The sequence below is a fragment of the Psychrobacter glacincola genome (assembly GCF_904846075.1).
Taxonomy (GTDB): Bacteria; Pseudomonadota; Gammaproteobacteria; order Pseudomonadales; family Moraxellaceae; genus Psychrobacter; species Psychrobacter glacincola_C.
This window is the reverse complement of the sequence record NZ_CAJGZH010000003.1, coordinates 423,804-439,158: the sequence shown is the minus strand read 5'-3', so window position 1 is coordinate 439,158 and position 15,355 is coordinate 423,804. Positions and strand designations below refer to the sequence as shown.

Sequence of the window (15,355 nt, the reverse complement as noted above, 5' to 3'; positions counted from 1 at the left end):
TTTATAAATCTACTAACGCTATAAGACTTATTATGGTGATATAGTAGATAAGATAAGCGGTCTGTATTCATGATGATATTCACAACAATGCTCTCAGTCGCCGCTTACCAAATGTGCCGTAGATTATCCTGAGTATTCGTATTTGAGACAGCAGTTTTTAAGTAACCAAATCTTGTTGTAAATGCTATTTTAGGCAACAACAGAGGTGTCGGGTTATGGTAATTAAATTCAATACATACTTATTAAGATGCGTACTATTATAGTTTTTTTAAATTCGCCAAAAAATGAGGGATAGCCTTGTTTTTTTAATTTCTCTTATCCAAAAAAGTTTACCATATCATGACGTATTTAGCGCCGCGGCAAGGGTTGTTTGCCATTATTCTTCTGGTTAGTTTTTGTTTGCAGACGTTGTTATTGGTCATTAGTACCGATCAACAGCTGAGCAAAAGTCGTGCGTTAAAAGGCGAGCAGATGGTCGCCCAGCTGATTGATGAAGCAAGGTTGTCTTTAGAAAATAAAGACCGTGTCAGCTTAAGTGTCATTGCCAATCGCTATACCAGCGAGCAAGACGTGACGCGCATATTGATTAAAGACAATAACGACGACATCTTGGTGCCTGTTGGCAATGCGCCCATGCAGCAAGGTGATACCATTCGTCAGATTGCCACCAATGGCGATTCGGTGATTGGCAGTGTGTCGTTGACATTAAAAGATATTAGCAAAGGCGAGATTATCGCTATGCAATGGCCGTTCGTTATCGGTACGATGCTGCTGCATTTGTTGCTTTGGCTGGTTTATGGTTACCTTGCCCGTCCAACCAAAGAGCAAATTAACGCGCTTAGCCGCGATATTCAAGATTTGCATCGTGAGCAGTATATGCAAATCGATCAGCGCAGTTATGATCGGGAGTTTGAACGCCGTGCCACGGATACGGATAGAGAAACATCGGAGCATTCTGTAGAGAGTGCAACGGACAGTCAGCCAACCAATGCACACAAATTGGATGTACATAGTGAAGTAAACCAGTATTTAAGAACGCAACAAAATCAAGCAGCGACTGATACCACTGGCTCTAATAGTCAGCTTATCGATAGTACGACTGAAGAGCGGACAGAGCATGACGCAGCAGATGGTGCTACCCAAGATGAGATAAGCCGCGCTCCTAAATCTGGTAGCGCCTCTCGGTTGTCTGCCACTCGCTCATTTGACAGTGTGAGAGTGCAGATTGTATTCCATGACGAGTTCAATATGCTTGAGCGTCTGGCACCAGCTCAGCGTTTACCTTATTTGGCATTATGTACGCAGCTATTAAACCAAGCGGTGACCGAGTTACTTAAGCAGCCATTGTTGTTGGGTGTCAGCGCGATGAACGAGCCGCGTTTCGATGACACGGGTGCTAGCGTGTTGTTAAAGGCGGACAATAGCCATGCCAAAGTGGCGTTAGCAGGTGTTATGCTTGGCAAGCTGTATTTGATGCTTAACAAAATCATCCATGACAAGCACATTGAGCTGAGTCGCTTTGCACTACCTGCTAAAGCAGGTGTCAGCGATGATGCACAGGCGCAAGCAATGACGCAATTATTACACAGCATCGGTAAAAAAGAGCAAATGCTGATTTTGTTACCCAATGCAGGTCTCAAGCAAATCAGTCACCATGTGCAGGTGCAGAGTATCATGCGCCCAACCACGGTTTATGAGCGTGAATGTGCGGTGTTCGATGGTGGTAATGATTCGATGATCCAACGCTTAGCGGATGTGCGCAATGCGGTATTGATGATTGAAAGCGCAGATGAGTCGGCTATTTAATGCTGCTTATATTCGCTTATTACTATACAATTGTCTGAGATATTGTCTCTGTCGTTATGTTTATATAGCCTAAAAATAGGGCAGTAATAATAAAAAGCATTGACAACGTGAAGTAGAGACTTTATAAGGCATATATATATTAATGTATTCTTAATACCCTTGCTAAAAATGATAGGAGTTTGTCATGAGTGACGCTGATATTGACGACGATTTTGATGATGATTTTGTCGACGATGATGATGCAAAGATGGTGGAAGAGGCCGAGACGAGCGTGCGTACGCGCTTAAGTAGTCTTGAGAAGCGTCGACTGATCGATAATTTGCTAGAAGAAAAGCGTTTGGCCAAAGAGCTAAAGGATGATCTAGACGATATAGACAATTTCGATGAAGATGGCGATGACTGGGAAGATGACGATCTTTAGTTTTTAAACTTAAGTCATAGCCTAATGTGAAAGTGCTCAGTCATTTAAGCCGACTAAAGCTTTTTAATAACGGCATATTAGCTGACAGTGTAATGCTAATGATATCGCGATCGTTATTTTTTGACGGTTGCTCGCCACCCGCTCTATGCAATGATTCTTATTTTATAAAGATGGTTTGGGTGCTTTGCCGAAACCATTTTTACCTTCAAATTATCCACTATTCTGCACTTAACCGATCGTTTATGGCGACAGCCGCACTCTATCTTTCAAGGACAATTACATCATGAGTAACCAACTAAGCTTCGATGAATTATTAGACTATTTGGACAATCAAGAGAGCCCATTTGTGCTTGATAGTGTCGCCGCGCATGGTTTTTTGACAGCGACAGTCATTGGGCGTCCATTACCGAATTGGCTGGATGCACTGTTTGAAGGCCATGTTAGTGAAATTCCAGAAAACGTCATCGACGGTATCCAGCGCTGGCGCGATTCTATTATCGCTGAGCTAAAAAACGAGACGCCTATTGAGCTACCGTTTGGTGAAGATGCGGGTGATGAAGAAGTGGCCGTTGATTTTTCAGATGAATCAGATATCGTTGCTTGGTCCATTGGCTTTGTCGATGCGATGTATGGCGATGAAGCCAGTGATTGGTTTGAAGATGAAGAGACGGCTGAAGATGTGGCTGTCTTGACCTTACCAATGATTTTGCTAAGCGGTATCGATGATGAAGATCCAGAGCTTGCAGAGATGCGTAAAGATGAAGACAAGCTGGCACAAATGGCCAATAGCATCGAAGGCAATTTGACCGAGTTATTTTTGTTGTTCCATACCAACGATTAGCCTTTTTTATCAATATAGGGACAGCGTGGTTTGGTCTATATCCAAGTTGACGCTGTCTATATAACGTCACCGATAAGGTCGTATTATGACTGTGCAACTCTCCAATCTTGAGCATTTGCCCAACTACCAAATCACCGAGCGTTTGGATGTGGTGTACGGCAGTACAGTACGCTCAAAACACGTCGGCAAAGACTTGTTTGCTGGACTTAAGAATATCGTTGGTGGTGAGTTAACGGCTTATACTGAGCTGTTAGAAGAGTCACGGCAAGAGGCGATCGATCGGATGATTGTCAAAGCAGAAGCTTTGGGTGCAGATGCGGTTGTGGGGTTGCGTTTTTCGACCTCTAGCATCGCGCAGGGAGCTTCTGAATTGTTTGTATATGGCACCGCTGTCAAAGCCATACCGATGCCGCAGCAAGTCTATCAAACCCCACCAAGCGACTCTCATCATCAGTCTGGTCAACAGCCAAATCTACAAAATTCTGCACCGACAGCGACCGATGACTTGCCACGTTTCAACCCTTTTGGTTAGCTAACCAAATCTTAAAGCATCGATGCTTTTTTATGATAAGTTTATGATAAGTTTATGACAAGAGACGTGCCATGAATAATTCCCTTACCCAAATGCTTATCAATTACGCACCGTTTATTTTACTATTCGCTGCTGGTTGGTTCTTTGGGTCGCGTCATGAGCGCCAACATCTCGCGCAGTTAAGCATTGCAGAGCAAGAATTAAGCCATATTATGGTCTCAAGCGAGCGCTTTTATGTGCCAAAACTTGTTGCCCATACTGAGGGCGAGCTGGTGCTTGGTAGCGTGGTTATTGCCCAAGATTATTTCAAAATGATTATCGCTCGGGTATTGAGCATTTTTGGCAAAAACTTGACCACTTACGAGACCTTACTTGACCGTGCCCGCCGCGAGGCTCTCGTACGTATGCGTACCGAAGCACAAGCCAAAGGTTATAAGCATATCTACGGCTTACGTCTAGAAGTTAGCAATATCAATCAATTGGGCAGCATGGTTGAAGCCATCGCTTATGGCACTGCAGTGAACAGCCGTGAGTAACTCTAAAGCGCAATGAATCACTCAGAATTAATGTAATCAATATCTACGATTGAATGCTGGTCATTCGTTTTGATTGTCCCTCATCTATACCGTTTCTTACTTACCTCACCTGTTATTTATAAAGAATAAACCATGCTTCTTCTACAGATTATCGCTGGATTTATAATCCTTTATATCGTCATAAAAGTTGCCAGTTGGTTCGGAAGTAGCGACAATTCGCCAGTTTCTTTGGATTCTTCTTGGGATCAGGATAATCTTGACGATAGCGATGGTAGTGATTCAGGCAGCAGCGACTCAAGTAGCGGTGATTCAGGTGGTGGTGATTGAAGGTTGCTGTTCAATGATATTTCATCGTTCTGTAAACCCAAACACCATATTTGACTGATGAGTCGTTGAATAAAGCAAATCAGGGCGACTTTACCCCTATATACTTGCTTTTATCGTGTCTTATTTTTTGCTGTTTTTTAATTGATTGTCGGTGTTTAACGGCTATTGATTATGAGGGTACGCTTTAGCAAGGATTGCTAATCAGGCGTCATTTAATCAGCATACTCGGTCTATGAAATTCATCTATAAAATGAACCTATAAACAGCTCTTATCTACAAGGATGTAGTTATGGAAGGTCTTGCCATAGTCACGTTAGTCAATTCAGTTATCATTCCTATTTGTCTGTTTTTAATCATGATGGGCATGGGTCTGACCCTCGTCACCAACGATTTTAAACGGGTTTTAAAATATCCAAAAGCAGTCGGCATTGGCTTGACCAATCAGTTGATACTGTTACCTATCATTGGCTTTGCGTTAGCCAATATCATGCCATTACGCCCAGAGTATGCCGTCGGGGTTATGCTCCTCGTACTGTGTCCGGGTGGCACTACCTCAAACTTATTTACCTATTTAGCCAAAGGCGATGTGGCGCTGTCGGTGACGATGACCGCGATTGCGAGCGTGATTACCGTCTTTACCATTCCCATTGTGCTGAGCTTTTCATTGATTTATTTTATGGGCAGCGGTAGTGAGTTTGAGTTACCAGTAGTAAAAACGATGCTGACTTTGGTGGTGCTGACGATAGTGCCTATTAGTGTCGGTATGCTGATTAAACGCTATGCACCAACCGTTGCCGATCGCTCACAAGTTTATGTGTCTCGATTTGGGGTGATATTTTTAACGTTTTTAGTGCTATTTTTGGGCTATGTGCAACGCGATATCATTGTCGACGCCTTTATCGCTACGGGTCCCGTATCGGTATTATTAAATCTCTCAACCATGGCGCTCGGTTATTATAGTAGTAAATGGTTCGGTCTCAACTGGGCGCAAAGAACCTCGGTGACGCTAGAAGTCGGTCTACAAAACAGTACCTTGTCGATATTTATGGCATTGACACTATTATCTAACTACGACATGTCGATGATGCCAGCCATTTATACCTTGGTGATGTTTTTAAGCGCGGGAATTTTGGTGCGCATATTTAGCGCTCAACACGATAAGCTAAGAAAAGCTGAAATAGAAAATAGCGTGTTGGCAGCGCGTATGCTGTAGATGCTGAAATCCCATAACAGGTTTAAATATTGAACCTTGTTATGGGGAATAGATGAATTATCTATTTATAGCATTTAGCATTAACCAATACCAATCAAGGTCGGCGGGTATTTATACTGGTTTTAGATTCCGCTTGTTCACTAGCCGTTTGTTCTTTCACTTTTTCAATTTGAAATAAGAAGGTACGGTTTTTGAGTACCGCCACAAACACCACGCCGCCGACGGTATTGCCCACCAATACCACGACTAAAAATACCAAGTAGCGCCACAAGCTGACAGTATTGCCATACAGTAATGCTGAAAATACCTCGATATTGCCCACGATACTGTGATGCAAACCCAAAAACCCAATACTACCCGTGATGAGCGTAACCAGCACGATACGGCTAAGGGTGTCGCGTGCTGAGGTCACAAGCCAAGCGGTGACGCCCATCATCCAACCTGCTAAGATGGCGCTACCAAATATGACCCACCACCTAAATCCTAAAATGTGTTCGGCATAAGTGTCGATGTCGCTCACGCTAAACAACTGCATATTTAAACCCAAACCTATCATCAATGCGGCAAACAGACAGCCGCCAACGATGTTGCCAGCGATGACAATGCTCCAAAGGCGTAGCAATTTATGCAACGGTTCAATCTTGTTAAGCACAGGTAGACTTAACAGCGAGGTCTGCTCAGTAAACAATAGCGATTGACCAATGACCACGATGATAAAGCCAATCGGATAAAGGAGGGACGCGAGCACTAGGGCGTAATGGCTTGGTAGTACGTCTCTCAAAAGCGCAAAAGCCGACAGAATCATAAAGAAGCTAATGCCAATCTCAAGCCCAGCGGTAAAGGCACTGGTAAATAGCGAGCCAAGCGAACGCTCAAAGGTTTCTTTGGCATCCATGACTTGCTCGACTAGGATACTGGCATAGCTTTTTGCTTGACTCAAGTTGTCATCATTGGCGACTTTCTTGATGGTTTCCTTATCTGCTTCGCTCATATCTTCAGAGAAATCTTCGTCTTCTAAGCTTTCTGTCGCCTCGGTATCATCTGGAATCGCAGTCTTGCTAACGTCTTTATCTTCAGTAACAGATGGTTGATAAACGCTATCATCAATCAAGCGCTTATCGTCTCTTTCATTAGCGTCAGATTCATCAGCTTGAGAGTGGCTGCTATTGTGATAGGTGTGCTCGGTATCTTTGGACACGGTCGGCTCGCTGTTTATAAGATCATGATTTTAGGATAAAGACGCCATTTATATGCTAGTGATGTTATAAAATATATCTCATAGCATGACCCATATTTTATAACATCACTAGCACTTATTTTGTGGGATTCTCATTCGATTGAGGGCCTTTATGGGCTTTTGCGCTTATTAATGGGGCAATGCCACTCTGCAAGTCTGATAAATTGCCTTAGCATCTAACAAAATCTGCCTATCTGCGTTAAAATCACTCTATTCATGATTTTCCTAATTTTTATATTCGCTTTAATCACATTCAATCAATAAAAGATAATGCCATTATGAGTAACCAAAACCTCACTACATCTATTCAAGCGGCCTTAAGCCAATTAGAGAGCGCCTATAATCCTGCGGAAGTTGAAGCAGGTATGTATCAAGGCTGGGAAGAAAGCGGCTATTTTCAGCCGACTTTTGATAAAGACGAGTCGTTTTCTATAGCGCTGCCACCGCCAAACGTCACGGGCTCGCTACACATGGGTCATGGTTTTAACAACGCTATTATGGATGCGCTCACCCGTTATCACCGTATGGATGGCGACAATACACTGTGGCAACCAGGTACAGATCATGCGGGTATCGCAACCCAGATGGTCGTTGAACGTCGTCTGGAAGCGCAAGGTATCAAGCGCCGTGATATGACGCGCGCAGATTTCATCGATAAAGTCTGGGAATGGAAAGAAGAGTCAGGCGGCAATATCACCAGCCAGATTCGCCGTTTGGGTAGCTCGGTTGATTGGTCGCGTGAGCGCTTTACCATGGATGATGGTCTGTCTAACGCGGTAAAAGAAGTGTTCGTTCGTCTTTTCGATGATGGCCTTATCTATCGTGGTAAGCGTTTGGTTAACTGGGATCCAAAGTTCCAAACCGCACTGTCTGATTTAGAAGTTGAAAACCATGACGAAAAAGGTAGCTTATGGCATTTCCGCTATCATTTCACCGATAAAGACCTAACGACTCAAGAGGGTAAAAACTATCTGGTCGTTGCTACTACACGTCCTGAGACATTGCTTGGTGATACCGCTGTCGCAGTCAACCCTAGCGATGAGCGTTATGCACACTTAGTCGGCAAAACCATTACTTTACCAATCACGGGTCGCGTCGTGCCTATCGTCGCTGATGATTATGTCGAAAAAGACTTTGGCACAGGCTGCGTAAAAATCACCCCAGCGCATGATTTTAACGATTATGAATTGGGTCGTCGTCATAGCTTGCCATTGATTAACATCCTCGATGAGCGCGCCAATATTTTGCCAGCGATGGAAGTTTATCCTGACTTGCAAACGCGTGAGCCAGAATTAGAAACCACACCTAGCGAGTATGCTGGACTTGAGCGTTTTGCCGCTCGTAAGTTCCTCGTGGCGCAAGCAGGCGAGCAGGGCTGGCTAGAAGACATCGAAGACTATGCACTAAAAGCTCCGCGTGCTGAGCGTGGCGGTACGATCGTTGAGCCGTGGTTGACCGATCAGTGGTATGTCGCTGTTAAAGAGCTTGCTAAGCCTGCGATTGACGCGGTAGAAGACGGCAGCATTGAGTTCGTCCCTGCGCAGTACAAAAACATGTATATGTCGTGGATGACCGATCTGCAAGACTGGTGCATCAGTCGTCAGTTGTGGTGGGGACATCGTATCCCTGCATGGTATGACGATGCGACTGGTGAAGTCTATGTCGCCCGTGACGAAGCAGAAGTGCGTAGTAAATACAGTCTCAGCAATGATGTGATCTTGCGCCAAGATGATGACGTACTTGATACTTGGTTCAGCTCGGGTCTATGGACGTTTAGTACGCTTGACTGGGCAGACGTCAACGCTGATCCACGCGTGATGGATACTTTCCATCCAACCAGCGTGTTGGTGACAGGTTTTGATATTATCTTCTTTTGGGTAGCCCGCATGATCATGATGACCATGCACTTTGTGAAAAACGAAGACGGCACGCCGCAAGTACCGTTTAAGACCGTCTATGTGCATGGTCTGGTCCGTGATGGCAATGGTCAAAAAATGTCTAAATCAAAAGGTAACGTCTTAGATCCGATTGACCTAATCGATGGTATCGATCTAGAAGCGCTGGTAGAAAAACGCACCAGCAATATGATGAATCCAAAAGACGCGGCGAAGATTGAGAAGCAAACGCGTAAAGAGTTCCCAGAAGGTATCCCAGCCTTTGGTACAGACGCACTGCGCTTTACCTTTACATCCCTTGCCAGTACGGGTCGCGATATCAACTTTGATCTAAAGCGTGTCGAAGGCTATCGTAACTTCTGTAATAAAATCTGGAACGCCAGCCGTTTTGTACTCATGAACTGCGTCGATAGCGAAGGCAATGCCAAGCCTATCGACCAAGCGGCAAACCCTGACGTATGGGAATTACCAGAAAAATGGATCATGAGTCGTCTGAACTCTACCGTTGCCGATATCCATCAGCATTTCGCTCAGTATCGTCTCGATATGGTCAGCCAAGATATCTATGAATTTATCTGGAACGAGTACTGTGATTGGTACGTGGAGCTTGCCAAAGCCAGCCTAAATGATGACTCGGTGTCGGACGAGCGCAAAGCGCAAATCCGCTATGTGTTGCTGCATGTGCTAGAGACGGCGCTACGCTTTAGCCATCCAATCATGCCGTATCTAACCGAGCAAATCTGGCAGACAGTGGCGCCGCTATTGGGTCGTAAAAACACTGACAGCATCGTGGTCGCTGACTATCCAAAAACGGATGAGGCACAAATCAGTGAGCAGGTTGAGGCGGATATGGCGTGGCTACAAGAGCTCATCGCGAGCGTCCGTAATATCCGTGGTGAGATGAAACTGGGCAATGCGGTACGTCTGCCAGTGCTACTACAAAACGTCTCTAGCGACGAAGAAGCGCGTCTGTCACGTATCAAGAACCAGTTCAAAGCGCTTGCCAAAGTCGAGAGCTTAGAGATCGTTAAAGAAGGTGATGAAGTGCCATTATCATCATCAAGCATGGTTGGTCAGCTGCGCGTACTCGTACCGATGAAAGGTCTAATCGACCCAACGGCTGAGCTGGCACGTTTGGGTAAGTCATATGATAAGTTGAAAGGTCAATCCGAAGGTATCGCCCGTAAGCTAGGCAATGAAGGCTTTGTCAGTAAAGCACCTGCGGAAGTGGTCGATGCTGAGAAAGCGAAACTGGCTGAGCTAGAAGGGCAGTTGACGGCGATGACAGCGCAGATGGAGCAGTTGAAAGCGTTGTGAGCAGAAAAAGCTTAAAAAGCATAGCCTCAGCATCGGAGTCCTTTAATAAGGGGCAAATATGCGATGCATGAGGCGGTATTCTTTAACAGTTTAGCTCGGCGCTCGTCCCTCGCGCAAAAAGCAAGCATAATAGATAAACCACCATTGTATGGTGGTTTTTTATTTTTCTAAAAATAAGTCTACGATTATCTGTATAGTTGTACTATTAGTCAGATGTAATTCAAAAGGAGCTTTACTATGGATGAGTCATACTACAAAAAATTTATAAGACTGCATGAGACAAGCGATAGTGTGGAAGCTAACGAATATCTTGAGTGCGAGTGGGTGCTATTGAATGTGGTCAAAACACAAGTTGCTGAGGAAAGTTGGAACACATATTATGTTCTTGGTTGGAATAAAAAGTAGAAGATATTAAGCGAGGCAGGTCTTGGAAGGAAAGGATTGATACAGATATTGAGAACTATAAAGAGGATAGAAATAAAGCTGTTCCAGATGATCTAGATACTTTGTTCTAATCAGTAGAAGTATTGAAAAATAGGTAACATAAACGATGAATTCTAAATGTACTAATGGATATCTAATTATATAAGAGCCTCAATAATGAATTTTGAAGATGTAGAAACTGGCAATGTAATGAAGATAAATGATATCGACTGGATTTTAGAAGAGAAAATAGGAGAAGGGGGTAACGGCGTAGTTTGGTCAGCTTCAAAAGAAGACTCAAAATCTGAAAAAATAGCTATTAAGTTTGTTAAATGTGCAAGTTCTACTAAAAAAACAAGATTTGATAGAGAGGTCACTATACAGTCAAGTTTTGATCATAAGTCAATTGTTCGTATTTATGACTATAGTACATCTGGAACTACTCGCTGGTTCACAATGCCTATTTGTAGCTCTGCTTCTAGCCTGCTAAGCGATAGAAGTGCGACGGAAATATGTGATGAATATCGAAATATTGTTTCTGCTGTAAAGTATATCCATAATGAAGGTATGGCTCATAGAGATATTAAGCCTGACAACATATTAAACCTAGATGGAAACCTCGTTTTAGCTGATTTTGGTTTAGTAACCTCTTTATGCTCTGAAGATAGGCGTATTACTAAAGTTGGAAGTAAACTTGGTAATTTTGCAACCATTGCTCCTGAGTTAAGATATGTTGAAGATATTGATGCTGATTTTAGGCCAGCAGATGTCTATTCCTTAGGTGTGACGCTATGGATGCTACTAAATAGGGATGAAAATGGGTTTGATGGGCAGTATGCTATTGCAGCTAAAAGTATGTTGGAGATAGCTCTAGAAGGTGAAAAGTTAGAGCTGAGGAGTTTGCACGACTTACTTGAGCAAGCTACAGAATATGACCCTAAGCTAAGACCGAGTATTGAAGAGTTTGAAGAAAAACTAATAAAGTGGATTGAAGCGACTAAAGACTTTGCGGTTCTTATATCTTCAAAATGGATAAATCTTCAAAAGGAAATAAACCCATACAATGCTCATTACTTAGAGTTCAGCGATATAGATGCTATTGTTACTATATTAAATAAAATTGTTCGGAACGATGAAACGGCTAATCATTGCTTCTTACCTAGAATAGGTGGATTAGATTTAACTAGAGCTGAGGTTAAAGAGAACGGAGAAGTTAGGTTGTTAATGAGTGGTAGTTCTTATTATGATTGCCTACCAAAAGCATTACATTACATTAATTATCAGTACAAACCATCAGAAAGTTATTTTTTTCTCGAAACGCAACCAATTGCAAAGCCTATTGACTCAGGATTATATGAGAAAGATAACGAAATAGTGAACTACGCAGAGTTTGCAAACGGTGACTTAACCTCTGCTGAGTTGCATAAAGATGATATTTGGAAAGGTAGATATATTCCTAATGATACTAAAAGTGTTACTAGGGTATACGAAGGCAGTTTTCTTTTCGTCTCTAGACCCTCTTTATATAATTCATATGGACCCGCCTATGATGCTAGACATTCGAAAATGGGATTCAAAAGGTTTCAAAGTTACTATCCAAAACCTTATTCAGAAGTAAATATTAAACCTGAACCGCCACAGTTTCTAGAAAATGATAGTAGTTGGGAAAATGACCCAGAATTTTATATATATTTGAATTCATTAGATGTACCAAGGATACTATTATTATTAGAGAAATGGCCTGCTGATGAGAAGAGTGACGATAACGAATGGGGAGTTATAGGCTCAGGGAGTTTGTTTAAATTTGCTATAGATCATTTATCTGCAGATTTTAGCTTTCTAGAAGAGTTGAATCGCAAAGAGCTATTAGAGTTAGTTTCTATCATGTATCTAGGGAGAGAAGCATATGGAAAGAGAACCACTCGAGATATATGGACTCTCCATCTAAAACATGTGAAAAACGAATCAGATGAAGAGTTGAGAAGAATTATCAAAGATAAAATGCCTTCTGCTACCAAAGAGTATATTAGTCAGGGTTTGAGAGCTTTAGGAGCTGAGCAAGCTGACTATTAAAAATAACGATAAAATTTAGGCTTCTGAAGAGCTTTTGTATGAATAAGAGGAACACCATGAACCATCTCACCGTCGGACAACGCTCGCCTTTAAGCAACCTCGCTATTGACGATACCGCACCCATCACGCTTAAATTCACTCGCCAAAGCCCGATAGAGATGGACATCAGCTGCTTTGTCTTAGACGCAGCGGGCAAACTGATCAACGATGATTACATGGTGTTTTATAATCAGCCAACCTCACCTTGTGGGCAAATTAAGCTCACTTATTACGAGTCGCAGCCAACGACAAATAAAGGCATCCAAGCCGAGTTTGAAGTTAATCTATCCAAACTGGCTACGAATATAGACAGCTTATTTTTTGTGTTATCAGCCGACACGCCGCTCAATCAAATTCAATCGTTAGAGATTGGCATTTGGCAACAATCGCAAAAGGCGCAAGCAGAATATCAAGCAGCAGACTTTGCCCAGCAGCAAGCCAGTATGCTGATGCAGCTTTATCGTAAGGGTGGTGTGTGGCGGGTATCCAACGTCGCGCAAGGCTTCAATGGTGGACTTGCCGCCATCGTACAGCATTTCGGTGGCGATGTAGAAGAGGGCAGCTCGACAGCAGCAGATGTCACTGCAACGCCAGTTCAAGCAAAACCGTCGTTAGAGAAGGTCATGCTAGACAAAGCCCCAAAACTGGTCAATCTGGCCAAAAAAGCCACGATATCGCTTGAGAAACGCCAATTGCAGCAATTAACGGCAAAAGTGGCATTGGTGTTAGATGCTTCAGGCTCAATGAATCGACAATATAAACAAGGCCGTGTGCAAGAAGTGGTCAATCGTCTATTGCCATTAGCAGTGAGCTTTGATGACGACCAAGCGCTAGACTGCTGGGCGTTTGCCCGAGATCCGCATTATTTGGGTGAGATTGGGTTGAGTAACTATGAAGGCTTTATTGACAACGCTCACGGTGGCTGGCGGAAATGGGCACTTGGCCCGCGTGTGAATAACGAAGCAGAAGTTATGAAAGCCGTGACGGACTTTTATCAAAAAGATGGCTTAGATGTGCCTGTATACGTGCTATTTATCAGTGATGGCGGGGTGAATGATAATCGCGGTATCACCAGAGTCATGACGGAAGCGGCGAAACTACCGATATTCTGGCAGTTCGTGGGCTTAGGTGGTCGTGGTTATGGCATCTTGAAAAAACTAGATGATATGACAGGGCGCGTGATTGATAATTGCGACTTTTTTGAATTAGATGACTTGGACGATATCAGCGAAGAAGCCTTGTATGAAAATATGCTAGAAGAGTTCCCAAGCTGGCTAAAAGAGGCACGCGAGATAGGATTGATAGCGAAGTAAATTAGGATAGTATCTTCAACGATAGAACCGTTTATAGTCTAGCTATGAGCGGTTTTTTATTGCTAAAAAATCAGTCAAAGGTTGTGAGCTCACTTACCCAACCACTAACCAAACATACCTATTGATAGCAAAAACCTCGTAAAAATAGCCTTGTACCGTTTTAAGTGATATTGCATGCTTAGCTACCTATATAGGTAGGCAGTTCTATAAATGATTATCTGGTTTAACAATCTAGCTGTCTAATCTTTATTAAATATTAGCCTCTACATATCATTCAATGACAGTATTTTTATGAGCCAACACAAAAAAGCTTTTTATTATCGACCCAAAACCAATCAGCATAACAGCCCAACGGTGCGTTGGACGTTTGTCATACTGGGTTGGCTATTTTTTGTATTAGGGATTATCGGCGTGTTACTGCCAGTCATGCCGACTGCGCCTTTTATATTACTGGCGGCAGGTTGCTGGGCACGTAGTTCGCGGCGCTTTCATTTTTGGCTGATCAATCATAAATACTTTGGGAAATTTGTCCGCGATTGGGAAAATAATCATGCGGTGCCACTCTATGCTAAGTGGTTAGCGACAATAATGATGACTATTTCAACAACGATGTTATTTTTTAATATCCCCGCCGATATGATATGGATGGCATGGCTGGTAGCCGTGGTCTGTACTGGGGTAGCGGTCTATTTATTCCGTTTGCCAAATGCCTAAAATGCGTTGATTTTCAGGTCAAAAATCGTAAGAAATGGGCTTTAGTTACATGAAAGCTAAGATAAGACTTGCGAAATCAGGATGTTCCCCCTATAATACGTCCAAGCTTAAGAGCAGTTCTGCACCAAATCATTACCTCGTAGTATTAGTTATAATCCTTCGTTTTAATATTTATCGTTCAGTAGCTATTTGCAAGCGTTATCGGTCACTAGGCCATTAATAAATTTAAAAGTAGGATTATATTATGTCAGACGTTCAAAAAGGTACAGTTAAGTGGTTCAACGAAGCTAAAGGCTTTGGTTTTATCGCTCCAGAAACTGGCGCAGACGTTTTTGCTCATTACAGCGAAATCACTGGTTCAGGCTTCAAAACTTTAGCTGAAGGCCAAGAAGTTGAGTTCACTGTAACTCAAGGTCAAAAAGGCCCACAAGCCCATAACATCGTTGCTATCTAATTTGTCTTTATAGACACTTAGAGCAAGATGAAAAAAAAGCGAACCTTCGGGTTCGTTTTTTTTCGTCTACGATTTAAGATAAGCTATTTGCAATTAAAAGTTTAATATCTATAACGTAACGTGCGCTTTATGTTGAGTAGCTTTTAAATCAGACGATAAACCAAGAAAGCCGATAACTAGCATAGTCATCGGCTTTTTTAATCTATATAACTCA

Annotated in this window: 14 protein-coding genes; 13 read left to right on the top strand and 1 reads right to left on the bottom strand. The window is 42.8% G+C overall.

Annotated features, from left to right (window positions below; translation table 11 throughout):
* Nucleotides 1-339: 339 nt before the first annotated feature.
* The 7 genes from JMW85_RS13050 to JMW85_RS13020 all read left to right on the top strand — a co-directional run bounded on the left by JMW85_RS13050 (nucleotide 340) and on the right by JMW85_RS13020 (nucleotide 5,676).
* Nucleotides 340-1,806: a hypothetical protein gene (locus tag JMW85_RS13050; RefSeq protein WP_201582055.1), complete on the top strand. Its 1,467-nt coding sequence runs from the start codon at nucleotides 340-342 to the stop codon at nucleotides 1,804-1,806.
* A gap of 184 nt (nucleotides 1,807-1,990) precedes the next feature.
* Nucleotides 1,991-2,227, top strand: coding sequence for a PA3496 family putative envelope integrity protein (locus JMW85_RS13045; RefSeq protein ID WP_087814751.1), 237 nt, complete (start codon nucleotides 1,991-1,993; stop codon nucleotides 2,225-2,227).
* A gap of 283 nt (nucleotides 2,228-2,510) precedes the next feature.
* Nucleotides 2,511-3,068 carry a YecA/YgfB family protein gene (locus JMW85_RS13040; RefSeq protein WP_055124803.1) on the top strand — a complete coding sequence of 186 codons (558 nt, stop codon included), beginning with the start codon at nucleotides 2,511-2,513 and terminating at the stop codon, nucleotides 3,066-3,068.
* A gap of 85 nt (nucleotides 3,069-3,153) precedes the next feature.
* Nucleotides 3,154-3,600: a YbjQ family protein gene (locus JMW85_RS13035; protein ID WP_201582054.1), complete on the top strand. Its 447-nt coding sequence runs from the start codon at nucleotides 3,154-3,156 to the stop codon at nucleotides 3,598-3,600.
* A 71-nt stretch (nucleotides 3,601-3,671) separates the two neighbouring features.
* On the top strand, nucleotides 3,672-4,136 hold the full coding sequence (locus JMW85_RS13030; RefSeq protein ID WP_201582053.1) for a YbjQ family protein: 465 nt from the start codon (nucleotides 3,672-3,674) through the stop codon (nucleotides 4,134-4,136).
* Nucleotides 4,137-4,268: 132 nt separating this feature from the next.
* A complete protein-coding gene (locus tag JMW85_RS13025; RefSeq protein ID WP_201582052.1) occupies nucleotides 4,269-4,463 on the top strand; it encodes a hypothetical protein in 195 nt (64 codons plus the stop codon).
* A 289-nt stretch (nucleotides 4,464-4,752) separates the two neighbouring features.
* On the top strand, nucleotides 4,753-5,676 hold the full coding sequence (locus JMW85_RS13020) for a bile acid:sodium symporter family protein (RefSeq protein WP_087814748.1): 924 nt from the start codon (nucleotides 4,753-4,755) through the stop codon (nucleotides 5,674-5,676).
* 94 nt (nucleotides 5,677-5,770) lie between these two features.
* Here JMW85_RS13020 and JMW85_RS13015 read toward each other — a convergent pair whose 3' ends face one another.
* Nucleotides 5,771-6,874, bottom strand: a complete 1,104-nt coding sequence (locus JMW85_RS13015) for a formate/nitrite transporter family protein (RefSeq protein WP_201582051.1) — start codon at nucleotides 6,872-6,874, stop codon at nucleotides 5,771-5,773.
* 317 nt (nucleotides 6,875-7,191) lie between these two features.
* Between JMW85_RS13015 and JMW85_RS13010 the strand changes: the two genes are divergently transcribed.
* The 6 genes from JMW85_RS13010 to JMW85_RS12985 all read left to right on the top strand — a co-directional run bounded on the left by JMW85_RS13010 (nucleotide 7,192) and on the right by JMW85_RS12985 (nucleotide 15,141).
* Nucleotides 7,192-10,125, top strand: a complete 2,934-nt coding sequence (locus tag JMW85_RS13010) for a valine--tRNA ligase (RefSeq protein ID WP_201582050.1) — start codon at nucleotides 7,192-7,194, stop codon at nucleotides 10,123-10,125.
* A gap of 237 nt (nucleotides 10,126-10,362) precedes the next feature.
* Complete coding sequence (locus tag JMW85_RS13005; RefSeq protein ID WP_201582049.1) at nucleotides 10,363-10,530, top strand: hypothetical protein; 168 nt, start codon at nucleotides 10,363-10,365, stop codon at nucleotides 10,528-10,530.
* 195 nt (nucleotides 10,531-10,725) lie between these two features.
* On the top strand, nucleotides 10,726-12,621 hold the full coding sequence (locus JMW85_RS13000) for a serine/threonine-protein kinase (RefSeq protein ID WP_201582048.1): 1,896 nt from the start codon (nucleotides 10,726-10,728) through the stop codon (nucleotides 12,619-12,621).
* A gap of 56 nt (nucleotides 12,622-12,677) precedes the next feature.
* Complete coding sequence (locus JMW85_RS12995; protein ID WP_201582047.1) at nucleotides 12,678-13,973, top strand: VWA domain-containing protein; 1,296 nt, start codon at nucleotides 12,678-12,680, stop codon at nucleotides 13,971-13,973.
* A gap of 291 nt (nucleotides 13,974-14,264) precedes the next feature.
* A complete protein-coding gene (locus JMW85_RS12990) occupies nucleotides 14,265-14,687 on the top strand; it encodes a YbaN family protein (protein WP_087813547.1) in 423 nt (140 codons plus the stop codon).
* Between the two features lie 244 nt (nucleotides 14,688-14,931).
* Complete coding sequence (locus JMW85_RS12985; RefSeq protein WP_045453470.1) at nucleotides 14,932-15,141, top strand: cold-shock protein; 210 nt, start codon at nucleotides 14,932-14,934, stop codon at nucleotides 15,139-15,141.
* The last annotated feature ends 214 nt before the right edge of the window (nucleotides 15,142-15,355 follow it).